Origin of the sequence: Methanothermobacter marburgensis str. Marburg (assembly GCF_000145295.1) — an archaeon.
GTDB classification, from domain to species: Archaea; Methanobacteriota; Methanobacteria; order Methanobacteriales; family Methanothermobacteraceae; genus Methanothermobacter; species Methanothermobacter marburgensis.
The window spans coordinates 1,417,464-1,441,222 of record NC_014408.1 but is presented as its reverse complement, the minus strand read 5'-3'; the positions used below and the strand labels follow the sequence as shown (position 1 = coordinate 1,441,222).

General features: G+C 49.3%; 28 protein-coding genes. 21 read left to right on the top strand and 7 right to left on the bottom strand.

The annotated features are described in order from the left end of the window. Positions 1-31: 31 nt before the first annotated feature. Positions 32-1,120, top strand: a complete 1,089-nt coding sequence (locus MTBMA_RS07640) for a DegT/DnrJ/EryC1/StrS family aminotransferase (protein ID WP_013296354.1) — start codon at positions 32-34, stop codon at positions 1,118-1,120. Between the two features lie 158 nt (positions 1,121-1,278). On the opposite strand, the gene MTBMA_RS07635 is transcribed toward MTBMA_RS07640, so the two are convergent. Beyond that, positions 1,279-1,581, bottom strand: a complete 303-nt coding sequence (locus MTBMA_RS07635; protein WP_013296353.1) for an MTH1187 family thiamine-binding protein — start codon at positions 1,579-1,581, stop codon at positions 1,279-1,281. Between the two features lie 11 nt (positions 1,582-1,592). Between MTBMA_RS07635 and MTBMA_RS07630 the strand changes: the two genes are divergently transcribed. Continuing rightward, entirely contained in the window at positions 1,593-2,465 is an 873-nt protein-coding gene (locus tag MTBMA_RS07630; RefSeq protein ID WP_013296352.1) for a TIGR00269 family protein, read from the top strand. Between the two features lie 26 nt (positions 2,466-2,491). Here the strand turns inward: MTBMA_RS07630 and MTBMA_RS07625 are convergent, their stop codons facing one another. From MTBMA_RS07625 to comB, 4 genes are all read right to left on the bottom strand, one after another. Beyond that, positions 2,492-4,081: a GTPBP1 family GTP-binding protein gene (locus tag MTBMA_RS07625; protein ID WP_013296351.1), complete on the bottom strand. Its 1,590-nt coding sequence runs from the start codon at positions 4,079-4,081 to the stop codon at positions 2,492-2,494. Positions 4,082-4,089: 8 nt separating this feature from the next. Further along, on the bottom strand, positions 4,090-4,305 hold the full coding sequence (locus tag MTBMA_RS07620) for a DUF1922 domain-containing protein (protein WP_013296350.1): 216 nt from the start codon (positions 4,303-4,305) through the stop codon (positions 4,090-4,092). A gap of 159 nt (positions 4,306-4,464) precedes the next feature. Further along, positions 4,465-5,157, bottom strand: coding sequence for a TraB/GumN family protein (locus MTBMA_RS07615; RefSeq protein WP_013296349.1), 693 nt, complete (start codon positions 5,155-5,157; stop codon positions 4,465-4,467). A gap of 17 nt (positions 5,158-5,174) precedes the next feature. Further along, entirely contained in the window at positions 5,175-5,828 is a 654-nt protein-coding gene (gene comB, locus MTBMA_RS07610) for a 2-phosphosulfolactate phosphatase (protein ID WP_013296348.1), read from the bottom strand. Positions 5,829-5,897: 69 nt separating this feature from the next. On the opposite strand from comB, the gene MTBMA_RS07605 reads away from it, so the two are divergent. From MTBMA_RS07605 to MTBMA_RS07590, 4 genes are all read left to right on the top strand, one after another. Continuing rightward, positions 5,898-6,428 (top strand): hypothetical protein, encoded by a 531-nt coding sequence (locus MTBMA_RS07605; protein ID WP_013296347.1) that lies wholly within the window; start codon positions 5,898-5,900, stop codon positions 6,426-6,428. Continuing rightward, the gene (locus MTBMA_RS07600; RefSeq protein WP_013296346.1) at positions 6,413-7,327 is read left to right on the top strand and encodes a methanogenesis marker 7 protein; all 915 of its coding nucleotides are present in this window, start codon (positions 6,413-6,415) and stop codon (positions 7,325-7,327) included. Before MTBMA_RS07605 ends, MTBMA_RS07600 begins: the two co-directional genes overlap by 16 nt. 4 nt (positions 7,328-7,331) lie before the next feature. Then, entirely contained in the window at positions 7,332-8,378 is a 1,047-nt protein-coding gene (locus tag MTBMA_RS07595) for a metallophosphoesterase (RefSeq protein ID WP_013296345.1), read from the top strand. A 193-nt stretch (positions 8,379-8,571) separates the two neighbouring features. Next, positions 8,572-9,141: a DUF134 domain-containing protein gene (locus MTBMA_RS07590; protein ID WP_013296344.1), complete on the top strand. Its 570-nt coding sequence runs from the start codon at positions 8,572-8,574 to the stop codon at positions 9,139-9,141. A 369-nt stretch (positions 9,142-9,510) separates the two neighbouring features. On the opposite strand, the gene MTBMA_RS07585 is transcribed toward MTBMA_RS07590, so the two are convergent. Both MTBMA_RS07585 and mmp10 read right to left on the bottom strand, forming a co-directional pair. Then, the gene (locus MTBMA_RS07585; RefSeq protein WP_013296343.1) at positions 9,511-10,803 is read right to left on the bottom strand and encodes a methyl-coenzyme M reductase glutamine C-methyltransferase; all 1,293 of its coding nucleotides are present in this window, start codon (positions 10,801-10,803) and stop codon (positions 9,511-9,513) included. Continuing rightward, positions 10,800-12,047, bottom strand: coding sequence for a methyl coenzyme M reductase-arginine methyltransferase Mmp10 (gene mmp10 / locus MTBMA_RS07580; protein ID WP_013296342.1), 1,248 nt, complete (start codon positions 12,045-12,047; stop codon positions 10,800-10,802). The genes MTBMA_RS07585 and mmp10 overlap by 4 nt, the downstream gene beginning before the upstream one ends. A 304-nt stretch (positions 12,048-12,351) precedes the next feature. On the opposite strand from mmp10, the gene mcrB reads away from it, so the two are divergent. The 15 genes from mcrB to MTBMA_RS07500 all read left to right on the top strand — a co-directional run bounded on the left by mcrB (position 12,352) and on the right by MTBMA_RS07500 (position 23,695). Further along, positions 12,352-13,683, top strand: a complete 1,332-nt coding sequence (mcrB, locus tag MTBMA_RS07570; RefSeq protein ID WP_013296341.1) for a coenzyme-B sulfoethylthiotransferase subunit beta — start codon at positions 12,352-12,354, stop codon at positions 13,681-13,683. A 31-nt stretch (positions 13,684-13,714) separates the two neighbouring features. Beyond that, positions 13,715-14,152, top strand: coding sequence for a methyl-coenzyme M reductase operon protein D (gene mcrD / locus MTBMA_RS07565; protein WP_013296340.1), 438 nt, complete (start codon positions 13,715-13,717; stop codon positions 14,150-14,152). Beyond that, positions 14,153-14,749 (top strand): methyl-coenzyme M reductase I operon protein C, encoded by a 597-nt coding sequence (mcrC, locus tag MTBMA_RS07560; RefSeq protein ID WP_013296339.1) that lies wholly within the window; start codon positions 14,153-14,155, stop codon positions 14,747-14,749. A 1-nt stretch (position 14,750) separates the two neighbouring features. Next, the gene (gene mcrG / locus MTBMA_RS07555) at positions 14,751-15,500 is read left to right on the top strand and encodes a coenzyme-B sulfoethylthiotransferase subunit gamma (RefSeq protein ID WP_013296338.1); all 750 of its coding nucleotides are present in this window, start codon (positions 14,751-14,753) and stop codon (positions 15,498-15,500) included. Positions 15,501-15,519: 19 nt separating this feature from the next. After that, positions 15,520-17,172, top strand: coding sequence for a coenzyme-B sulfoethylthiotransferase subunit alpha (gene mcrA, locus MTBMA_RS07550; RefSeq protein ID WP_013296337.1), 1,653 nt, complete (start codon positions 15,520-15,522; stop codon positions 17,170-17,172). An 83-nt stretch (positions 17,173-17,255) separates the two neighbouring features. Further along, complete coding sequence (gene mtrE, locus MTBMA_RS09025; RefSeq protein ID WP_013296336.1) at positions 17,256-18,143, top strand: tetrahydromethanopterin S-methyltransferase subunit E; 888 nt, start codon at positions 17,256-17,258, stop codon at positions 18,141-18,143. Further along, positions 18,144-18,845 (top strand): tetrahydromethanopterin S-methyltransferase subunit D, encoded by a 702-nt coding sequence (gene mtrD, locus MTBMA_RS09020; protein WP_013296335.1) that lies wholly within the window; start codon positions 18,144-18,146, stop codon positions 18,843-18,845. Next, a complete protein-coding gene (gene mtrC / locus MTBMA_RS07535; RefSeq protein ID WP_013296334.1) occupies positions 18,845-19,648 on the top strand; it encodes a tetrahydromethanopterin S-methyltransferase subunit MtrC in 804 nt (267 codons plus the stop codon). Before mtrD ends, mtrC begins: the two co-directional genes overlap by 1 nt. An 11-nt stretch (positions 19,649-19,659) precedes the next feature. Next, positions 19,660-19,962, top strand: coding sequence for a tetrahydromethanopterin S-methyltransferase subunit B (locus tag MTBMA_RS07530; RefSeq protein WP_013296333.1), 303 nt, complete (start codon positions 19,660-19,662; stop codon positions 19,960-19,962). Between the two features lie 12 nt (positions 19,963-19,974). Next, entirely contained in the window at positions 19,975-20,691 is a 717-nt protein-coding gene (mtrA, locus tag MTBMA_RS07525; RefSeq protein ID WP_013296332.1) for a tetrahydromethanopterin S-methyltransferase subunit A, read from the top strand. A 12-nt stretch (positions 20,692-20,703) separates the two neighbouring features. Next, entirely contained in the window at positions 20,704-20,910 is a 207-nt protein-coding gene (gene mtrF, locus MTBMA_RS07520; protein ID WP_013296331.1) for a tetrahydromethanopterin S-methyltransferase subunit F, read from the top strand. Beyond that, the gene (gene mtrG, locus MTBMA_RS07515) at positions 20,910-21,170 is read left to right on the top strand and encodes a tetrahydromethanopterin S-methyltransferase subunit MtrG (RefSeq protein ID WP_013296330.1); all 261 of its coding nucleotides are present in this window, start codon (positions 20,910-20,912) and stop codon (positions 21,168-21,170) included. Before mtrF ends, mtrG begins: the two co-directional genes overlap by 1 nt. Before the next feature lie 15 nt (positions 21,171-21,185). Then, on the top strand, positions 21,186-22,118 hold the full coding sequence (gene mtrH, locus MTBMA_RS07510; protein WP_013296329.1) for a tetrahydromethanopterin S-methyltransferase subunit H: 933 nt from the start codon (positions 21,186-21,188) through the stop codon (positions 22,116-22,118). A 183-nt stretch (positions 22,119-22,301) separates the two neighbouring features. Next, positions 22,302-23,258 (top strand): calcium/sodium antiporter, encoded by a 957-nt coding sequence (locus tag MTBMA_RS07505; protein WP_013296328.1) that lies wholly within the window; start codon positions 22,302-22,304, stop codon positions 23,256-23,258. Between the two features lie 5 nt (positions 23,259-23,263). Further along, positions 23,264-23,695, top strand: a complete 432-nt coding sequence (locus MTBMA_RS07500; RefSeq protein WP_013296327.1) for a universal stress protein — start codon at positions 23,264-23,266, stop codon at positions 23,693-23,695. Positions 23,696-23,759 lie beyond the last annotated feature (64 nt).

The following is a 23,759-nucleotide window of genomic DNA, read 5'->3' as shown; positions in this document are numbered from 1 at the left end:
ATAACTCAGTAACTCTTACTCAGGTGTTCACATGATACCGGTTGCTACTCCCATAATCGATGAAGAGGAAATAGAGGAAGTCGTGAAGGTACTTAAATCGGGATTCATTGCCCAGGGACCACGGGTGGCGGAATTTGAGGAGAAGTTTGCATCCTGCGTGGGTACGGAACACGCTGTTGCAACAAGTTCAGGGACAACAGCCCTCCACCTCGCCCTCCTGGCCGCAGGGATTGGAAAAGGGGACCAGGTTATAACAACACCATTCAGCTTCGCTGCAACGGCAAACGCAGCCCTATACGTTGGTGCTGAGCCTGTATTTGCAGATATAGATCCCGAAACCTACAACATAGATCCTGAGGGGATCGAGGAACTCATAACACCCAGCACAAGGGCAATAATACCCGTACACCTCTACGGACAGCCCGCCGACATGGACCCCATCCTGGACCTGGCTGCTGATCATGACCTCCTGGTGATTGAGGATGCTGCCCAGGCCCATGGTGCAGAGTATCATGGGAGGATGGTGGGTTCAATGGGGGATGCCGCATGCTTCAGTTTCTACCCAACAAAGAACATCACAACAGGCGAGGGCGGGATGATAACAACTGATAATGAGGAAATTGCAGAAATGGCACGGATTCTGAGGGCCCACGGGGAGACAGAGCGCTACAATCACGCTTACCTTGGCTACAACTTCAGGATGACCGATATTGCCGCGGCCATTGGCATAGCCCAGCTAGGAAAACTTGAAGACTTCAACAGAAGGCGAATCAAAAATGCAGAGTACCTCACAGATAGCCTCAGGGACCTTGAGGGAGTATCAACACCCCACGTTGCAGCGGGGGTTAAACACGTCTTCCACCAGTACACCCTGAGGGTTCCGGGTTCAAGGGACAGGCTCATGAAATTCCTCAACAAGCGGGGCATAGGTACCGGGATTCACTACCCGAAACCCATCTACAGGCAGGAACTCTACCGGAGGATGGGCTTCAATGCCAGCTGTCCGGTCAGTGAAAAGGCTGCGGAGGAGGTCCTATCGCTACCGGTACACCCTGCCCTTACTGATGAGGACCTTGAAAGGATTGTGGATTCTGTCAGGGATTTCTTCGGGCAGAACTAACATTCTTATTATCTCAGGTGCAGTGTGGTGTTGAGGACCTGGCATAATTCTATTTTTTATATGTAACGCCCCATGAGGATGTACATTTAAAAATTAAACTACTGAATAACACTTAAGGGAGTTTCAGAGACTCAGCCGTTATTAAGGAACATTTTTCCTTACTGGAGCTTTTTCTTTACAGATTCAACCTTGTCACTGAGGCCCCTGTCGGTGTCCCTTCTATCATCGATTTTGATTGTTGTGTAGACCCTCTCTGAGCCTGCCTCCAGGACGGCCTCATGGGCCGCCTTAACAGCCTCAAGGAGTTCATCCAGGTCACCGGCCTCAACAAGAGTCCCCATACCTGAGATCTCATACCTCACGTTCATTTTCTCGAGGGCACTGACTGCAGCGGCCACGTAACCGCTGAGGGAAGTGCTGCCTGTACCGAGAGGTATTATGGTGAGCTCTGCGGTTATCATGGTGGATATATATGTCGGCTGTTTTATATATAGGTTCCATGGATGTTCAGGAATTCAACCGGAGAATCATGGCCAGAATAAGAGGTCTCATGGAATCACATAAACTCGTAGAGAGGGGAGAACACGTTGCAGTGGCACTTTCAGGCGGCAAGGACAGTGTGCTGACACTCCATGTGCTCTCAGATTTAAGGGAGGAACTGGATTTTGAACTCACAGCCATCACGGTTGATGAGGGTATAGAGGGCTACAGGGGGGAGGGGGTTCTCGCAGCAAGGGAAAACGCCCGTATAAGGCGGGTTGAACTCATAGAGAAATCATTCAGGGATGAATTCAACTTTGAACTTGAAGATGTTCTGGAAGGGTTCAGAAGCCCCTGCATCCCCTGCGGTGTCTTCAGGAGGTGGATACTCAACAGGACAGCCAGGGAAATAGGAGCATCAAAGATTGCAACGGGCCACAACATGGACGACGAGGTTCAGTCATTCATCATGAGCCTTGCAAGGGGGGATGTGAGGAAGTTCTCCAAGTTCGGCCCGAAACTTCAGAGGATACACCCCCGGATGGTACCGAGGATAAAACCCCTCTGGAGCACACCTGAGGAGGATGTCAGGCTCTGGGCTGAGCTCAATGATGTGAAATTTCACAGTGCCCCCTGTCCCTACTCCAGCAGATCAATGAGGGCAGGGATAAGGGATTTCCTTAACAGGATAGAATCAGATAGTCCCGGTGTAAAGGAGATGATCATGAAATCATTAAAGGTCACATTCCAGCCTCTGGCGGAGGATTATGGGATTGGAGAGTGTTCAATCTGCGGAGAACCAGCGTCAGGGATTAAATGTAAGGCCTGTGAGTTCCTTGAAATTATAGGAGAAGCGGATCGTTAGGCAGAGGCTTTTGTTTGATAAACTGTTTATTCCAGGATTCTGGTAACTGAGCCGATACCCTTGCTCCTTCCCTCACGGAAGATTATCTTCTGACCCTCCTTCACATGGTGGGGCCTGTACTTGAACCTCATCCTCACCCTGCCCCTGTCACCGGCTGACATGAACTCTGCATCAAGGGGTTCCAGTATGGTGGTCTCGGCTATTGTTTCAATGTGGGTTACGCTCTCATAGCCCGCCTTTATGGTTGTGGGATGCACCAGTATGGCCACGTCGGCCTCAAATTCCCTGACCGCCTCTGGTTCATAGTCAGGGTGGGCCAGTATCATACCCCTCTCTATTTCATCGGCGGATGCCCCTGAGATGGATATTCCAACTATATGTCCTGGCTCTGCACAGCCTATACGGTAGTGGTGCATCTCGATGGATTTAACGGTGACTTCCCTGAATTTCCCGGTATTCATGGGGCCAAGGAGCAGGGTATCACCCTTCCTGACAAGGCCCTGCTGGATGGTTCCACTGACAACGGTTCCAACACCCCTGATGGTGTATACCTTGTCTATGTACATGAGGAATGGCTTCTCGTCCCCGTTAACGTCACGCTTAACCTCCAGGTTGAGGAAGAGTTCATCTAGGACTTCAAGGCCCTCCCCTGTGACAGAGGATGTCTCTATTATGGGTACTATGTGCTGGTTCATCTTGCCGGCTATTTGCCGTGCGGAGTCCCTTCCGGTCACATGGAAGGGTATCCTCCCAACCAGTTTAAGGAGTTCAGATATCTTCGCCCGCACAGCCCTCCTCTGGGAGGGGGTGGCCATATCGGTCTTTGTGAGCACAACGATCACAGGAAGCTCCATTGCAATCATTATACCAAGGTGCTCCCTTGTTATATGCGTTGGGCCCTCATCCGCGGCAACGGTCAGGAGGCCATAGTCCAGGTTCTGCCCCACAATCCCCCTTATTGTTGTCCTCAGCCAGGGCTCATGTCCAACGGTATCAACGAAGGATATTACCCTGTCGGCCTTGTCCATGAGCCCTGATTTCTCCTTCCGGTCCAGGGGATTTTTGAGTCTTATGACCATCCCATCCCTGAATCCATATATGGCGAAGGATAGATCCGCTGATAGGCCCCTTTCTATCTCGTGTTTCTGGACATCAAGGAATATCCTTGTCTTACCGCTTCCGTCATCGGGGGTTCCTGTTGTGAGTGTACCGAGGAGTGTGCTCTTTCCGTGGTCAACGTGGCCGGCGACACCTATGAGGAGGTGTTCCCTCTCTGTTTTCTGTTTCCTTGAGATTATCACCTCGGCCACCCTACCGTGGGTTCCCTCATGGAGGTTAACCTCCTCCACAACAGCATCTATCTCCTGACTCAGTTTTCTGAGGACCTCAACTGACCCCCTGAGTTCCTCATCAGGGAGGCCAACCGGTTCACCGCTGTCCTCCACACCAAGGAGGTATACTGCCCTTCCATCACCCCTCTCCATACGGTACTTCATCTGGGAGATCAGGCTCTTCTTCCGGTCCATCTTCAGATGATACCCTGGTGAGAGTGCCTTCTTGAATTCTATGTTTCTCCTCTCACCGGCTGATGTGAATGATCGGATATCTTCTATCATATCTCGTTCTATTCCCTTTTCACTGGATTTGTGAAATGGCAGGTGCCATACCTTTCTTCCTGGAGTTTTCTCACAATTTCTGCTGCTTCCTGGAAGCTACCGGCCTTTCCAAATATGCGCCTTGTTTTAACCTTCAGGGTTCTTCCACAGACGCACTTTCGGGTATCTGCGCCCTCCTTTGAGTATAGGGCCCTTCCACAGTCACATCTGAATATGACGTACATTGAATATCACACTGCTCTTTCTATAGTAAATATTTATTGGACCGGTATTTAATGAATATTTTTCCTCCAGCATGGCATTACTCTGAATGATGTCTTGTAATATTGTTCGGAGCCTGTGGGTGTGCCCGGGACATTAGTCTGAATGATATTATCGGATATTCAAATGAGTTCTTCAAGTGGTGGAAGTTCCTGTGGGTTTCTGAGGTAGTGTTCTATCCCCCTCCTGTGGCCTGCGCCCACAACGGCAACAACGCGGTCCTCCTCAATGGAGAGGAGCCTGTGGGCCATGAAGGCATCCCTCTCCTCAACAAGCACACGGTATGCTGAGGGTGATATTTCGCGGAATTCCCCCATAACCTCCGCAAGGGTGTCGTCACTTTTGAGGCTCTCAATATCCCGCACATCCTCCCCCCCAATGAAGGATCTCATGATTGCAAGAAAGAACCTCAGCTTTTCCCGCCGGCTCATGGACCCGATCGCCCGCTGCATGGTCACCCCTATGTCACGGTCAATGAGGGCAACCCCCGCACCAACCTCATGGGCGGCATCTATCGCCTCAAGCATCTCACTGCCTGGCTTGACACCTATATCCTCACCGATCTTCCTCTGGAAATAGGTTAAAAACCAGCCTGCAAGGATGACACCAATGTTTCCACTTCTGAGGGCGTCCCTGAGGGAAGGTTCATCCCTTTTGATCCCCATTTTTTCTTCCATGAGCCTCCTGTACCTCCCGGGGTCCAGTTCCACTGCAACAACGTCCGGTTTCATCTCAAGTATGGTTCTTCTCACCTCATCAACACTTTCTCCAGATACATGTGCGGTACCTATTATCTTCAGCTCCTCCAGATTCATGTCCAGTGCATCCTCCCTTAGATCAGCGATATCCTGCCGTCCCTGTATACGGGTACGTTTTCTGTTATATTCCTTCTGAGGCAGTATTCAATATCACCGGCAAAACCAAGTTCCCTGAGCCTCCTGGCTGACCTGGATTTTCTTATGGCATCATCAACCATGGACCTGTCCTGAACTGCAAGTACTGAGGCCTCAGCGTACTCTTCAAACTCACCACCAATGGCACGTATTATTTCACCGGCGCAGAGGAAATCCTCTATTGCAAAGCGGCCATTAACACCGGCCATGACCACCTCAACTTCATCCGAAAGATTCCTTGCAGCTGAGGCCACTGCATCCAGATTGTTGAGGCAGCCCACGAGGGCCTGTGATTCAACTGACTCAAGGATCCTTGTACCGTTACTGGTGGTTAGCACAAGGGCATCACCTGAATGTTCCCTCACCTCCAGTGGGGAGTTGGCCAGGAATCCTGGCAGGGTCTCACCACCACGCTCCCCTGCCACCACATAGCCCATCCTGGAGTATTCCGTTGCCTCCTCAACGTCCCCAACAGGGATGACCTCCCTGAAACTGTCCAGGGCAGAGGTTATGGTTGCACTTGCCCTCAGAAGGTCCACCATTATGCAGAGTCCACTGCCCTCCGGTTTTTCAAAGCTGAGACTTACCCTCATCAGCACACCTTATAAATGATTATAGAGAGATTTATTCATGAGGTATTTATAGACTTCATCGGTGACTCAATGAGGATTTTTACAACACCAATGTGTGAGGGCATACTGAGGATTGCAGGCGTCATGGGGTACCATGTGACCCGCAAACCTGAGGATGAGGATGCAGACATTTTATTTGTGCTATCTGAGACACCAGTTGCTGGGGCGGTTAAACTTAAACTCAACACATTCACCCAGATAAGGGAGGCCATAGGAACCGTTTTCAGGGCTGTTCAGGAGGTGGATCCTGGAAGCCTCAGGTACTCCTCGGCTGATGAGATAGACTTTGAGGTCTGCTCCCCCTGGTGGCATGACCCTGCGGGGTTGCGGGAGATTAACAGCAAAATAAAAGTAAGGGTTTATTCAGATTTCCTAAGGGAGATCGTTGAGGACATGGGATTCACCATTGTTGATTTGAATGAAGATTTCACGGTATGCCCCGATTACATGGAACTTGACTGCATCAGGGTCCCCTCACACAGAAACCTTCCAGTTGACCCGGTTAAGAGGGCTTTATTCAGGTACATGTATCTGGAGAGGAAATTATGTACGAAACTTTAACCTATCAGGGCGGTGTACACCGCCATGAGGAAATGAAGGAACTGATTGAGGACCTCGGCGGATTTGTGCTCCAGGAGAACATGCTTCAGATGGACCTCATACTCACACTGGCCGTCCCAATTGAGGATGTGGATAAGGTGAGGGAAAAGGCCAGGGAGCTCCTGGGGAAGGTTAAGGTTGCCCCTATGGCGGGTACTGAGATAGCTATCGTCTCACCGACCCTGGCAAGGCATCATTTACCCCATTCGGCCTGTGATATATCCGAGTACCTCAGGAGGTACGGTGCCAAGGATAACATGATAGGCCTTGCCCGTGGGGCAGGTAAGGGTATATCCAGGATATCAGAGGATGAAAAGAGGCTCATAGAGGAACACGACCTTGCAGTTTTTGCCCTTGGAAGCTTTGAGCAGTGCATAAAGGATAAGGCCCACCTTTTCAGTGACATAAACATCCCGGTGGTGGTTACAGGGTCCCCTGAGAAGATTGACCTCAGCGAGCTTCCAGGTGCCGACGCCTATGTTGGGGGCCTTGGGAGGATACCCAGGAGGCTGAAGAGGGGTGAGGATATAAGGGCCCTAAGGAAACTTGTTGAGGTGGTCGAGGATATACTTGACAGGAGGAGGCGTGAAATGGCGGCGGACCCACCTCTGGTCCCCTCAATACTTGTTAAGACCGAGATTGAAAATCAGGTGCCTGCCGTTAAGGAGGTCTACTCCCCCACACCTGTAACAAGCCAGCTTGATGGGGTCCGTGTGAAGCTCAACTATGACCGCTACCATGACGAGATAGCAGATGTGAGGGTTTCTGATTACCGGCTGGGCGACATATCTGAGATAAGGAAGTCAATGATGTACGACTACATCCTCGTTAAGTTACTACCTGAAAGCTCCATACTGTGATCCCATGAGGAGAGAGTTCCAGGTCCTGATATTTATCCTGATCTTCTCCTCAGGATACTACCTTCTTAATTTTACTGTCCTGGAATCTCTTGGTATGGGAATTCTGAGCCTCCCGCTTACATTTCTTTTACCGGCAGCCATAATCTCCGAGAGGGTATACCCATCCTTTATCTCAAGGGCTGCCTATGTGGTTTCCATGATATGGGTGGGAATGGCTGTTTACATCCTCATTGGCCTGGGGGTAACCTTTGCAGCATCACTTGTTCCAGGCATTCCGTTCTCCCCTATCCCTGCGGCGGCCTTATCTATCATAATGGTTTCCTATGGGCTGTTGAAGGGCTGGAATATTGAGGTAAGGACTGTCAGGATCCCATTTCCATGCAGCGATGAACTGAGGCTGGTGCAGCTTTCAGATCTTCATGTGGGGACTGTGAGGTCCAGTGGTTTCCTCAGGAGGGTTTCATCTCTTATCTCTGAAATTGAACCTGACGCCGTCCTCATAACAGGTGACCTCCTGGATGGTTCAAGGCCCGTTGGAGCCTCAACACTCTCAGAGCTTAAGGTGGAAGTTCCCGTATTTTTTGTTTCTGGCAACCATGACACCTATTCAGGGGACTTCAGGTCTGCAGTGGAGGGGGCGGGTATCATGTGTATTGATCAGCGTGTTGTTGATTTCAGGGGGGTGCAGGTTGCAGGTGTGGGTTATTCGATGGAGAGGCATTCGCTTTCTGCGATCCTTGATATAATGGAATTTGACCCGAAGAGGCCCCTCATACTTCTTCATCACCTTCCTGTTGACTGGGATTACGCCAGGGAGAGGGGTGTTGACCTCCAGCTATCCGGCCATACGCATGGTGGGCAGTTCTATCCATTCAACCTCCTTGTTGGAATGATGTTCCCCTTTATCAGGGGCCTTTATGATGATTCAGGACGTTTTCTGTATGTTTCACAGGGTACAGGCACATGGGGTCCCCCTATCCGTATAGGATCGTCCTCTGAGGTCACTGTTATTGAGCTCATTCCCTCTAATCCGGTTTTCGATGGAGATTAAGGATGAACTGGATGGTACTTATTATTTTCGCTGGTTTTATGGGGATCTTGAATGGATGACCGGCAGGCAGTTTACAGGGATATTTTTTCTATGGTTTTAGGGTGATGCTGGTCTGGTTAGGGGACTGGCTTTTCATGGTCTCTGACCCGTGATGAAAAACTTTAAATACAAGTTTTGAATATATATTCAAAACATGCCTAGACCAAGAAGATACAGAAGAATCCTGGGAGAACCCCGTGTGGTTGCATTTTCCCCGGAAGCCAGTGAAGAAGGGGTTGAGGTTGAGATAACCCTCGATGAATTTGAGGCTGTCAGGTTAAGGGACTACCATGACATAAAACAGAAAAAGGCTGCTGAAATCATGGGTATATCACAGCCAACATTTCACAGGACACTGACATCCGCACGGGCCAAGATAGCAGAGGCACTGGTCGAGGGCAGACCAATAATACTGAAAGGAGGTGATTACATCACAGACAGGAGAAGATACAAGTGCATGGACTGCCAGTTTGAGTGGATCTCACCTGAAAAGGAATACAAAAAGTGCCCCGACTGTGATTCAGAAAATATAACGCTGGTATCAGCAGATACACTGCCCCGGATGGGAAGTGGCGGCTTCGGAAGAGGTTTTGGTGCTGGACGTGGGGCACCACGTGTCTGCAAATGCATTGAATGCGGATACGAGGCACCAAAAACACCTGGAGTTCCATGCAGAATGGAGAAATGTCCAGAGTGCGGCGCACCAATGTGTGGAGCTGACTGAAACTTTAACGCGAAGACCCGTATTCAGCGATTTATCAAATTACGCTGAATACCACCTTTATCTATGATAAATACATAAAAGCTTGTTTTATTATGATTTGACGCTTTACCACCTTTATCTATTTTTGATGAAGAGTCAGGTGGTAATCGTAATTTAGTGATTGTATCGGAAGAGGGTTAGGAGCATGATTTAATGCATTTTATGTGTATTTTACCAGATGATTTAACTCTCATTTAGAAAAACAGATTATGTCATGTCTGCAAAATTAATAATAGAAAAATTGGCATTTCGAATGAAGCTGAGTTAGCATCAGAATTTTCAATTAAATGCTGCAGATTATTCTTCTCAAGGAATTAAACTACATGTGACCTAAAGTTCCCTCTTCAACATACGCGTAACAGTTTCTATATGTTCTTGCTGATCCCGGGCCTCCTTCTTAAGTGACCTCAGGAGTTCATCGGTCACAGGGATGGGCATGCTCCTGAATACGTATGAATCAAGCATGAAACCGAATGCCCTCTCCTCAGCCAGACTCCTGAACTTCCTGTCTGATGGCTCCATGAATACAGGGTTATCCTCATCTTCAAGGCCCTTAACCTCGTCACCAAGTTCCGTGCCGGGTATCGGTTCAGCGATGCTCACAAAGTAGTCGTCGAGCATTAGCTCATCTGCAAGTTCCAGGGTCTCCTCATGGTCCCTTTCATCTTCACCGGGGTACCCCACTATGAATGACCCTGCAACCTTCAGATTATGCTCCCTGGCAAGTTCAACAGCCTCAATAACATCCCCTGGTTTTATGCCCTTCTTCATCCTTCTGAGGATCCTTCTGCTCCCTGACTCTATACCATAGAACACCCACCCATTGGTGTACTCTGATATGGCATCGAGGATCTCAGGGGTCACCATATCAACCCTTATATCAGGTACCGTCAGATTCCTGGGCCCTGTGATTTCACTTATCTCCCTGAGGAGCTCAGTGAATGCATCCTCATCAATACCCCTGAACCTGCTGCTCCCGTAGAGTGTTCCGGTTCCCCCGCTTATTGCAAACCTTCGGGCCCCGGATTTCCTCAGTTCCCTGACCTCCCTTATGATATCCTCCAGTGGCCTGCTGCGGACCTCACGGCCGAAGAATTCCGGAACCTGGCAGAATGTGCAGTTACCGGGACAGCCCCTGTGGGTTTCAATGTAGACACTGGCACCCCTTATGTTCTCCTGTGAGATATCTGCAGGCACAAGTGGGAGGGCCCTTTTCATGGAGCAGCGGGCTGGTTCATTGATTATAAACCCTTCAGGGGATTTAAATGCTGCTCCAGGTATTTCAGACGCATCCAAACTTCCAGATGCAACCTCCATGGCCATCCCCACCTTATCCTCACCCTCGCCCTGAATTACAAGGTCAACGTCGAGGTGGCGGAGTACAAGTTCAGGGTCCATGCTCACGGGACCCCCCACCACCCTGAAGCCCCTTATATTATTAATAATATCCCTGTACCTCAGGAGGTGGATGGTCGACTGGAGGCTTATGAACACCACATCTGCGCCGGCACCATCAAGGCCCTTCCTGAGTTCAACGCTGTATCCAAGGTCCCTCAAAACACCGGCAATGAGCATTGAACCGTAGGTGTAGTGCTCTGGTGTTAAAACAACCACACGAGTCATTCAGAAGCACCGAAGAAATTTATGGCCTGTATAAGTTCATAGAATGCTTCCATCTCCCTCTCTATAACATCATACTGGGACAGCGTACCGCTCATCTCCCCATCAACGGTGAGCCTTTCAGGGCCCCTTATGACTATCCGGTCAGTACCATCGCGGCTTAGAACCTCCTTTGCCTGCATTTCATGGACAAATGCCCTGCCCGGGATTATCACTGTTTCCTTAAGTTCGCTGAGGTCCACACCCTCGAGGTCCTTCCTGGTGATGAGGCATGCTATGTCCTTCTCAACACCAACAACGTTCACAGTGTCCTCTGCCCCAAGGTTCCTTATTATCCTCCTTATGTAGGGGGCTGCAATGGATCCTGTGATTATGGTTGCCTCGCCCCTGATTTCAGGGAGGATCTCAAGGTACTCCCTGCTTGAGTCATCTGCAAGGACAAATGGAGTCCCGTTTTCAGGGTCGCAGACAGGTGTCCCTGTAACCCTGAGATTGAACTCTTGGTCAACCATCCTCACAAGGTCCTCAAATTCCTGGACTGTGTGCGGCTCTATACCCTCAATTATTGGCCCATTGCCGAGTATCAGCCCCTGATGCTCATAGTTTGCAAATCGCATCATTATGAATCCTGTGGCCCCCCATTCCTCAAGTCTGGAGCAGGTTTCAAGGAGGTCATCACCATCATTCACACCGGGTATGATCACTGCTGCAGCGTGGACCTCACAGGATTCACAGAATATCCTGAGGGCTTCCAGTGCATTTTCAGCGTTCCTATCGCGCATCCACTCTCTCCTCAGGAGGGGGTTCGCTGAGAACACAGTGAAGGTTACCTCATCCACACCATTTCCAATGAGCCTGGATGCCAGCTCAGGGTCATCCATGCCCTTACCGCTTGTGTATCCCAGGTGTATGGGGATCTCAAATTCACTAAGTCCCGCTGTCAGCTCCTCAAGGTGGGGGTAGCAGCTCACATCACCCCCGCCGCTGATGTTTATCTTCAGGTCCTTATCCTGAAGGTTCTGCATCATAAGTGTTGTCTGCACATTACCCATGACAAGGAATGGGGGTAAAAATTCCCTTCCCCTCTCTGCAACATCTCTTCCACAGGTTTCACAGCCCACCCTTCCCGGGGAGCAGTTCCTGCAGCCGAAGGGTTCAAATTCTCCCACCTTTCTGAAGTAACAGTACCTGCAGAATCCCCTGCAGTCCTTGCCAGGTATACCACCCAAATCCGCTATTATCTGCATGTCCCTCTTTCTGTGCTGCGCCTTAAATATAATTTATTACCCTGCAGCCATCATACCTGCGGTGTGCATGATCATAAAAATCAACGCAGCCGTACAAAAAATCCATAAAACCCGAAGAAAACGTGTTGATACATATAAATCTTTCGACTTGATTCAGAAAGAAATCTTAATTAATTATGATCAAGTTAAATATGCACCGTATACTAAAACGGGTGTTTTAACACCCTCCAAGGGCCTTCTTGCCTTTCCTGAAAAGGGGGTCTTGGATGTTTAGTATACGGAACTGATTGTTAGGAGGGAAAAAATGGCGAAGTTTGAGGATAAGGTCGACTTGTACGACGACAGAGGCAACCTCGTCGAAGAACAGGTGCCATTAGAAGCTCTAAGTCCATTAAGGAACCCCGCCATTAAAAGCATAGTGCAGGGGATTAAAAGGACAGTGGCTGTGAACCTTGAAGGTATAGAAAACGCCCTGAAGACAGCGAAGGTCGGCGGACCTGCCTGTAAGATAATGGGCCGTGAACTCGACCTCGACATTGTCGGGAACGCCGAGTCAATAGCAGCCGCTGCAAAGGAAATGATACAGGTGACTGAGGACGACGACACCAACGTCGAACTCCTTGGCGGAGGTAAAAGGGCACTCGTACAGGTCCCAAGTGCAAGGTTCGATGTTGCAGCAGAATACTCTGCAGCACCACTCGTAACCGCCACAGCATTTGTCCAGGCCATAATCAACGAGTTTGATGTTAGCATGTACGATGCTAACATGGTTAAAGCAGCCGTTCTGGGAAGATATCCACAGTCTGTGGAGTACATGGGGGCAAACATAGCAACAATGCTGGACATTCCACAGAAACTGGAAGGCCCAGGATACGCACTCAGGAACATCATGGTGAACCATGTTGTTGCAGCCACACTCAAAAACACACTCCAGGCAGCAGCACTATCAACCATACTTGAACAGACAGCAATGTTCGAGATGGGTGATGCTGTAGGAGCATTTGAGAGGATGCACCTCCTTGGACTTGCATACCAGGGAATGAACGCTGACAACCTGGTCTTTGACCTCGTTAAGGCCAACGGTAAAGAAGGTACAGTTGGATCAGTCATAGCAGACCTGGTTGAAAGGGCCCTGGAAGACGGTGTCATAAAGGTTGAGAAGGAACTCACAGACTACAAGGTCTACGGCACAGACGACCTTGCAATGTGGAACGCCTACGCAGCAGCCGGACTCATGGCAGCCACAATGGTTAACCAGGGTGCAGCAAGGGCAGCTCAGGGTGTATCATCAACTCTGCTCTACTACAACGACCTCATAGAATTCGAAACAGGACTGCCAAGCGTGGACTTCGGTAAAGTGGAAGGTACAGCTGTAGGATTTTCATTCTTCAGCCACTCCATCTACGGTGGTGGTGGACCAGGTATCTTCAACGGAAACCACATCGTTACAAGGCACAGTAAGGGATTCGCTATACCCTGCGTGGCAGCCGCAATGGCACTGGATGCAGGAACCCAGATGTTCTCACCAGAAGCAACCTCTGGACTCATAAAAGAAGTATTCAGCCAGGTTGACGAGTTCCGAGAACCACTCAAATATGTTGTGGAGGCAGCAGCTGAGATTAAAAACGAAATCTAAATAATCTCTCAGAACTGGGGGCAAAAAACCAATGGACGTTCAGATATTTCCTCACAGGCTGCTAGGGGCCGACACCACAGAGAAACTCCTTAACCGCCTTGAGGACATCCACGGCGTTAAGCGAATGGTGATCCACGGACAGAGACTACCACCAGAGGACCACCCTGACAGGCGCATAATCAACGTTAAAGGCCAGGAATTTGAACTTCAGGTTAAAACTGGCCGTGTGCTGCTTGAAGTGGAGGACGAGGAGACAATAACCGATATCAAGAGGGTTTGCGAGGATCTCCTGCCCTTTGGATATGATGTTACTCCCGGCAAGTACATAAGAACAGAGAAAACCGTCACAGACGAGATAAAGTACGGCGAGAGCCTTGATGAGATTCCTGATGAACTCATCGGTCTCACGGATCAGAACGCCAGGCTCAGTGAAAGGGCCACAATAATAAAAAGGAAGAAGGAGCATTAGATGATCGGAAAGTGCACTCACGTGGTTGACTGTAGAGAGACAATGGGTATGGGTGAAGGCGGAGGAATAGCCCAGAGGGGTACCTTTGCCCAGTGCGGAAGTGAAGTTCTGGCAGTGGCAATGTCACCTGGCAGGCGCCACATAACCAAGCCTGTCTGCGAGATAACATTTGCCCTGAGGGAAGCAAACATAATGACCAGTACCCTGGTACTCAACGCAGGCGCAGGGGTTCCACAGGACGCTCCAAGTGCCGGTGCAGGGAGCCTCTTTGGATTAACACCTGCTGAAGTCGAGCAGATGAAGCGGCACAGACTCCTTGTGGTGCACCTTGGCGGAGTAAAGAACCACATCACCTACAAGGCACGCCTCATACTCAGAAATGTTGACCGCCCATGCATAGTCATATGCGAATACCCGGTTGACTTTGAGGACTTTGCGAAGATAGGTGTCAAAACCAGGGTCGTAATGCCGGATGAACCAAAAACCAAGGGAACAATCGTTGACATCGTGAGTGGAGTTATTAGAGGAGAAACCTGTCCCCAGGAAAAACTGGATGAGATTATAAGAAAGGTTAAGTTAGCTTTAGGAGGTGCATGATATGGCACAATACTATCCCGGAACAACTAAGGTTGCTCAGAACAGAAGGAATTTCTGTAACCCTGAATACGAACTTGAAAAACTGAGAGAAATCTCAGATGAAGATGTAGTAAAGATTCTGGGTCACAGGGCCCCAGGGGAAGAATACCCAAGTGTTCACCCACCACTTGAAGAGATGGATGAACCAGAGGACGCAATAAGAGAAATGGTCGAACCAATAGACGGTGCAAAGGCCGGTGACAGGGTCAGATACATACAGTTCACAGACTCAATGTACTTCGCCCCAGCCCAGCCATATGTGAGGTCAAGGGCATACCTCTGCAGGTACAGGGGTGCAGACGCAGGTACACTCTCAGGACGTCAGATCATAGAGACCAGGGAGAGGGACCTTGAAAAGATATCCAAGGAACTCCTTGAAACAGAGTTCTTTGACCCTGCAAGGTCAGGTGTCAGGGGTAAATCTGTCCACGGACACTCACTGCGTCTCGATGAAGACGGTATGATGTTCGACATGCTCAGAAGGCAGATCTACAACAAGGACACAGGCAGAGTCGAAATGGTCAAGAACCAGATCGGTGACGAACTCGACGAACCCGTGGATCTTGGTGAACCACTGGATGAAGAAACCCTGATGGAAAAAACAACCATCTACCGCGTGGATGGTGAAGCCTACCGTGATGATGTAGAAGCCGTGGAGATCATGCAGAGAATCCACGTTTTAAGATCACAAGGAGGGTTCAACCTAGAATAATCCGGGGGAGGTGTAGATTATGGCTGACAAATTGTTCATAAATGCTTTAAAGAAAAAATTTGAAGAATCCCCTGAAGAGAAGAAAACCACATTCTACACACTTGGTGGCTGGAAACAGTCAGAAAGAAAAACCGAGTTTGTGAACGCTGGTAAAGAAGTGGCAGCAAAGAGGGGTATACCCCAGTATAACCCTGACATAGGTACCCCACTTGGTCAGAGGGTGCTCATGCCCTACCAGGTTTCAACAACCGACACCTATGTTGAAGGGGACGACCTCCACTTCGTGAACAACGCTGCCATGCAGCAGATGTGGGACGACATAAGGAGGACCGTTATCGTCGGTCTGAACCACGCCCACGCTGTTATAGAAAAGAGGCTGGGTAAGGAGGTCACACCTGAGACAATAACCCACTACCTTGAAACAGTGAACCACGCAATGCCGGGTGCAGCTGTCGTCCAGGAACACATGGTGGAAACCCACCCTGCACTGGTGGCAGACAGTTACGTCAAGGTATTCACAGGTAACGACGAAATAGCAGATGAAATCGACCCTGCATTCGTCATAGACATCAACAAACAGTTCCCAGAGGACCAGGCAGAAACCCTCAAGGCAGAGGTTGGTGACGGAATCTGGCAGGTCGTCAGGATCCCAACCATAGTCTCAAGGACCTGTGACGGTGCAACAACCTCACGATGGTCCGCCATGCAGATAGGTATGTCCATGATTTCAGCCTACAAACAGGCAGCAGGTGAAGCCGCAACAGGTGACTTCGCATACGCTGCAAAACACGCTGAAGTCATACACATGGGTACATACCTGCCTGTGAGACGTGCAAGGGGTGAAAACGAGCCTGGTGGTGTACCATTCGGTTACCTTGCAGACATCTGTCAGAGCTCAAGGGTCAACTATGAGGACCCTGTCAGGGTGTCACTTGACGTTGTGGCAACCGGTGCAATGCTCTACGACCAGATCTGGCTAGGATCATACATGTCAGGTGGTGTCGGATTCACACAGTACGCCACAGCAGCATACACAGACAACATACTTGACGACTTCACCTACTTCGGTAAGGAGTACGTGGAAGACAAGTACGGACTCTGTGAGGCACCAAACAACATGGACACCGTCCTGGACGTTGCAACTGAGGTCACATTCTACGGCCTTGAACAGTACGAGGAATACCCAGCACTCCTCGAAGACCAGTTCGGTGGATCACAGAGGGCAGCAGTCGTTGCAGCTGCAGCTGGATGTTCAACAGCATTCGCAACAGGAAACGCCCAGACAGGTCTCAGCGGATGGTACCTCTCAATGTACCTCCACAAAGAACAGCACTCAAGGCTCGGATTCTACGGTTACGACCTCCAGGACCAGTGTGGTGCATCCAACGTCTTCTCAATAAGGGGCGACGAGGGACTGCCACTGGAGCTTCGTGGACCTAACTATCCAAACTACGCCATGAACGTGGGACACCAGGGTGAATACGCAGGTATATCACAGGCACCACACGCTGCCCGTGGAGACGCCTTCGTGTTCAACCCACTGGTGAAAATAGCCTTTGCAGACGACAACCTTGTCTTCGACTTCACCAACGTCCGTGGCGAATTCGCCAAAGGTGCTCTGCGAGAGTTCGAACCAGCCGGTGAAAGAGCACTCATAACACCCGCAAAATAGATTAACGAAGGTGCATTACACAAACTTTTTAAGTGTAATGCACCTAATTTTTTTTATTCAAAAAAATAAAAGGAGGAAGAAATATGGACCCTATGATAACAGGTTTAGGTGTTGTAGCTCTCATGGGTGCAGCTGCAACCATAGCAGGAGCCGCAGAGGACTTAGAGTCTGACGTAGGATCCCAGAGTAACCCCAACTCACAGGTTCAGCTGGCACCACAGATGGGACACCTGCACCGAATAATCAACAAGGCCGTTTCAGGGGAACCCGTTGCCTACGGAACCTGGTGCGGAATTGCTGGTTCAGTTGCATTTGTCCTTATGAATTCAATGCAGCTACCTGTGATAATGGCCATTGCAATCGGTGCTGTAATTGCCGCAATGGTACACACAACCTACGCTGTAACATCCCACATGGGACGAATTGTCAGCCAGTCCCAGTTCAACCAGCCACTCTTCATGGACATGCTGGTTCAGCATTTAGGCCCAATTGCAGGGCATGGCTTTATTGTGACATTCTGTACTGTAGGATTATCATATCTCATGACATTACCGATCCCTGGATTTGCACACCCATTCCCACTGCCACTTCTTGCAGTGCTCTGGGGTATAACAATAGGTGCAATCGGTTCATCAACAGGGGACGTCCACTACGGTGCTGAAAGGGAGTACCAGCAGTACCCATTCGGTGGAGGTATACCTGTTGCGATTCACGGTGACATAACAACAAAGGCAGAGCTTGGAGCAAGAAACTCAATGGACGTTGTTCACTTCTGTGCAAAGTACGGCGGACCCCTAACAGGATTCGCATTCGGTGCAATAGTATTCCTCAGCTTCTGGAACACAATAGTCTTCGGCATAACCGGCGGAATAATATCCGGTCTCATAATAGTCTTGTTACTGATAATCCTCAACAACAGGCTTGAAGTCTTTGCAAGGAACAGATATGGACCATACAAGGAGGAAGAATAAATGGATCCATTATTACTGATAGGAGCTATAACCGCTGGAGGAGTACTCATAGGTGGAGGTGTCCACTTCGTACCTGTGGGTGGTGCACCAGCAGCTATGGCAACAGCAACAGGTGTGGGTACCGGTACAGCTATGCTTGCTGCAGGTGCGGGTCTCACAGGACTCATAACCGCCGCAGCAATGACCGGACAGTCACCCCTCATGATAATGGCTGCCGGTGCAGTTGGTTCAATGCTCATGATAGGTATCACCATGCTGGTGGGTAACCTGATCTACGTCTTTGGTGTGGGTACCGTCCCGGTATCTGCAAAGGTCAGCGTCGACCCAATAACAGGCATGGAACAGGAAAAATACGTCACCCCAGGTACCGAGGGGCATGGTCTTCCAACGGTCTGTTTTGTCAGCGGTATAATAGGAGGAGCCCTCGGTGGAATTGGTGGTGGGCTCATCTACTGGGCACTCAACGAGGCCCTAAAGACCCTGTCATATGGTGCAATGGGTGCTGCAGGTGTTGCAGCAATCTTTGCCGTGGGTATATTCTTCATAAACGCGGTTATTGCATCATACAACATTGGGGGTACAATAGAAGGTTTCCACGATCCTAAATTCAAGAGGATCGGCAGGGGAATAGTCGCATGTCTCATAGCCTCCATTGTTGCAGGGGCCCTTTCAACATTACTCGTATACGGAGGTGTCTTCTAATGTCAGTAGCAGCTGGAGGACCGGCCGGCGCAGCCATACCTGAGAGCAGGCTCATGGCACTTGGAATACTGGGCGGACTTGCAGGTATATATGCATCCGCAGTTAACCCGGTCATAGGACCAGTCCTGGCATCCCTTGGGGCTGTCTGTGCAATAGTATGGGGCGCAGACGCCATAAGGAGGGTTGCAAGTTACGGTCTCGGTACCGGTGTGCCATCAATCGGGTACATGTCAGTTTCAATAGGTATAGTTGGTGTGGTGGCTGGACTTGCATCAGTGTTTGTGGTACCCGCCATTGCAGTACCTGTTGTTGCACTGATACTGGCAATGATACTCGGCGTGGTTGTGGCTGTACTGGGTAAGAAGATAGTTAAGATGAAAATCCCAATCCTCGAGAAGTGCACCGCGGAGATCTCAGGTGCAGCAGCACTTTCAGTCCTTGGATTCTCAGCAGCCATTGCAGGTAGCTACACACTGCAGACAATGCTCACATCAGTCATAACAACAGGATTCATAGGTCTGCTATTCATCCTCAACACAATGGCTATTCAGCACCCATTCAACGCATGTCTTGGTCCAAATGAGAACCAGACAAGGACACTTAAACTTGCAGCATCAACAGGGTTCATATCAATGGCCATCGTGGGTCTACTTGGAATAGGGCTCAACCCTAGCTGGTGGCTTGTTTCACTTATCGGTGCACTCTGCTGGATAGTGGCATTCAGGGCATTCGTGAGCGCATCCTTCGAGGAAGCAGCATCCGTGAAATGGTCAGGTCTCTGGCCTAAGGAGGAAGAGCACTAGGAGGCTTAAAAATGGAAATGTTACCACTTGTTAAGATCGCTCCGGAATACAACCTGACCCTTGATCCTTCCACCGGTATGATAGGGGCTGCCCTTGGAAGGGAAGTAATAATATTATCCATGGACGAAATAAACGAACAGATAGCTGCATTAGAGGCTACAGCAGATGATCTGATTAACTCACTGGACCCAACAACCATCCCTGAGGGTTCCTACCCTGGAAGGGAAGGAGTATACCTGACAGCAGGTAAACTCACCAACATAGTTTACGGGTTCATACTTGGTCTGATCATCCTGTTTGCCCTGCTCTTATAGGAGGTGTTATAAGTGGTTGAAAAGAAATCACCTGCTGAAGGATGGCCTGTGGTTAACGGTGACTACATCGTGGGCGACCCTGAAAGTCCTGTGGCTGCCACCACCCTCGCCTCTCACATCGAGGACATACCTGTTGAGGCAGGAGCTGCCATCGCAGGGCCATGCAAGACAGAGAACCTCGGAATCGAAAAGATGATCGCAAACCTCATATCCAACCCCAACATCAGGTTCCTTATACTCTGCGGTTCAGAGGTACAGGGACACATCACAGGTCAGAGTATAGAGGCCCTGCACCAGAACGGTGTGGACCCTGATAAGAGGAACATCATCGGTGCAACCGGTGCCATTCCATACATTGAAAACATACCTGATGAGGGTATTGAGAGGTTCCAGAAACAGCTGGAGATCGTCAACCTCATAGACGTTGAGGACGCCGACGCCATCAAGGCCAAGGTCAAGGAATGCATCGAGAAGGACCCCGGCGCATTCGAAGAAGAGGCCATGATCATAAAGGTCGAGGAAGGCGGAGAAGAAGAGGAAGGCGAAGAGGTCAAACCTGTGGCACCAGAAACAGCCCTTATTGAGGCGAGGATGAGGAACATCCAGACACAGGTTAAAATGATAGGTTCCACCAACAGAATGTTCGCCGGTATGTACTCAGGTAAGGTTCAGGGTATAATGATAGGTCTTGCCTTCACCCTGACACTGGGCATACTTCTACTGGTCTAGGGAGGCTTCCAGATGATTATACTATCCAACAAACCGAATATACGTGGCATTAAAAACGTTGTAGAGGACATAAAATACCGAAACCAGCTCATCGGTAGAGATGGCAGGTTATTTGCGGGCCTCATAGCCACAAGGATTTCAGGTATAGCCATAGGATTCCTCCTGGCTGTCCTCCTTGTTGGTGTGCCTGCAATGATGAGCATATTAGGGGTGATCTGATGTCAGAGGAAGAAAAAACCACAATACCCCGCGTACTTGTCTCTGCTGATGAATTCAACAAGGCCAATGAGAAACTGGATGAAATAGAGGAAAAGGTGGAGTTCACTGTCGGTGAGTACTCACAGCGCATAGGACAGCAGATCGGTAGAGATATTGGTATTTTATATGGTATTGTGATAGGTCTGATTATCCTTGCAGTAACCAACATACTGTTTGCAGGATTGTTAAAAGGACTTTTAAAATCCCTATTCGGACTATAGCTTGGAGGTTTACATATGTTTAGGTTTGATAAGGAACAGATCGTACTGGACATAGCTGGAACCAAAATTGGTGGTCAGCCAGGAGAGTACCCAACCGTATTAGCAGGAACAATATTTTATGGTGGACACAGCATCATTGAAGATGAAAAGGCAGGTGTCTTTGACAAGGACAAGGCAGAAGCCCTCATAAAGACACAGGAAGAGATGTCAGATGTCACAGGTAACCCCCACATCGTACAGACCTTCGGTCAGACACCCGAGGCAATAGTCAAGTACCTGGAGTTTGTGGGTGACATCACCGACGCACCATTCTTCATAGACTCAACATCCGGTGAGGCAAGAATCGCCGGTGCAGAGTACGCCAGTGAAGTTGGCCTTGAGGACAGGGCCATCTACAACTCAGTCAACATGGCCGCCGACGAGTCAGAACTTGAGGCACTCAAGAACACCAAACTCTCAGCTTCAATCGTCCTTGGATTCAACCCAATGGACCCCACAGTTGAGGGTAAAATTGGAATCTGGGAAGACGGTGCCGGTACAATAGACAAGGGTCTTCTTGAAATGGCCGCCGACTGTGGTATCGACAAGTACCTCATGGACGTTGCAGTTACACCACTCGGTCAGGGGGCAGGTGTTGCTGTGAGGACCTCATTTGCAGTTAAGAGCAAATGGGGCTACCCTGTTGGTAGCGGTATCCACAACGTGCCATCAGCCTGGGACTGGCTCCGTGAGTACAAGAAGGAACACAAAGAAGCCTGGCCTGTATGTGACGTTGGATCCAACCTGATCCAGCAGATGGCCGGTGGTGACTTCGTACTCTACGGTCCGATAGAAAACGCCAGGATGGCATTCCCAGCCTGTGCAATGGCTGACATATTCATAAGCGAAGCAGCCAAGGACATAGGCACCGAGGCTGTGGAAGACCACCCATTCTTCAAGCTGCTCTAGGAGCAGCCAGAAATTTCATTTTTTTTAACTGTTGTTATTACTAAATAATTTATTTTTATTATAATGGAATGTTTTAAATAGAAGAAAACGGCAACATATTTCCGGCACAAAGATTTAAGTGTCAATATGCAATTAATATACTGGTCTTGAGGGAATGGAAGAAAGTTTTTCAGTGGTGATAACTTGCTTGGAAATGTATTGATTCTTATAGCTGCACTGGTGGTCTCACTGATTCTGGTTATAAAATCTGCGGATATCTTTGTGGACAACCTTGTGGATCTTGGATCCTCACTGGGCATATCTGAAGTTATACTTGGTGTTACAGCATCTGCCATTGGAACTTCCCTGCCTGAATTTGGTTCGGCGCTTATAGCGTCACTTTCAGGCAGTACAGACATAGGGGTTGGCTGTGTCATAGGTTCAAACATATGGAACATTGCAGGTATACTCGGGATATCTGCACTGGTTGCAGGGGTCATAGAGACAAACGCAGATGGCCTGAAAAGGGACTTCAGCGCCACCCTCATGACAGGGTTGATACTACTCTTTTTCATGTTCTTCGGGAATATAGGGAGACTGGCAGCAGTTGCAATGGTACTGCTTTACTCTGTTTACCTGTGGAGACTCATAAAGGCCCAGAAATCATATTCTGATGAGAATTCCCATGAAACTCAGAGGGAACCACTTGACCTTAAAAAACTTGCCCTTACGGTTGTAGGTTTCACTGGTCTTGTTATAGGCTGCAGAATCCTGGTATACAGTGGTGTGGAACTTGCAGACATTGCAGGGATACCAGCCATGATAATGGGTCTCTTCACACTGGCCATAGGTACAAGTATACCGGAACTTGTGGTTACACTCTCATCTGCAGTGAAGGGCCTCCATGAGCTCTCAATAGGCACGGTACTTGGAAGCAACACCTTCAACATACTTGTGGGTATAGGTGTCCCTGCTCTCATAGCCCCGGTGCCTGTTGAACCTCTCTCGCTCAGATTTGACGCACCAATCATGATACTTGTGACGGTACTCCTGGTGCTACTTATAAAGCAGGGGGACATGAAACTTAAAAGGAGTGGAGGCATAATCTTACTTGCAGTATACATATCATACGTTGTCATGAGACTCTTTGTACTGGCGTGATTGAAATGTACAGAAAAATTCTGGTTCCAACAATGGGAGAATACATGGACGAACTCATAGAGCACACCCTGGACCTCCTCCATGGAAGGGAGGCGGAGGTTATATGCCTCTACGTGGTTGATACCTCTGTACCCTTCCTCACCCCAAAGAAGGTTAAGGAGATGATGGTTAAGGAGTTAACAGAGAGGGGTAAGGAGATCCTCAGGGACATGGAGAAGGGACTCACAGGTCCAGAGAACCCCAACGTGAAGTTCAGGGGAGTTATGCTTGAGGGGAACCCTGCAGACGAAATAGTTAAACTTGCAGAGGAGGAGGACGTTGACGTCATCATAATGGGTACAGGTAAGAGCCTGGTTGACAAGCACCTCCTTGGCAGTGTGTCAGAAAAGGTGGTACATTACGCACCCTGCACCATACACCTGGTGAGGACGGTTTAGCAGCTTACATCAAAAAACCCACCAAACGCCACAGAGGAATACCTTTTATTATTTTTCATCTGGA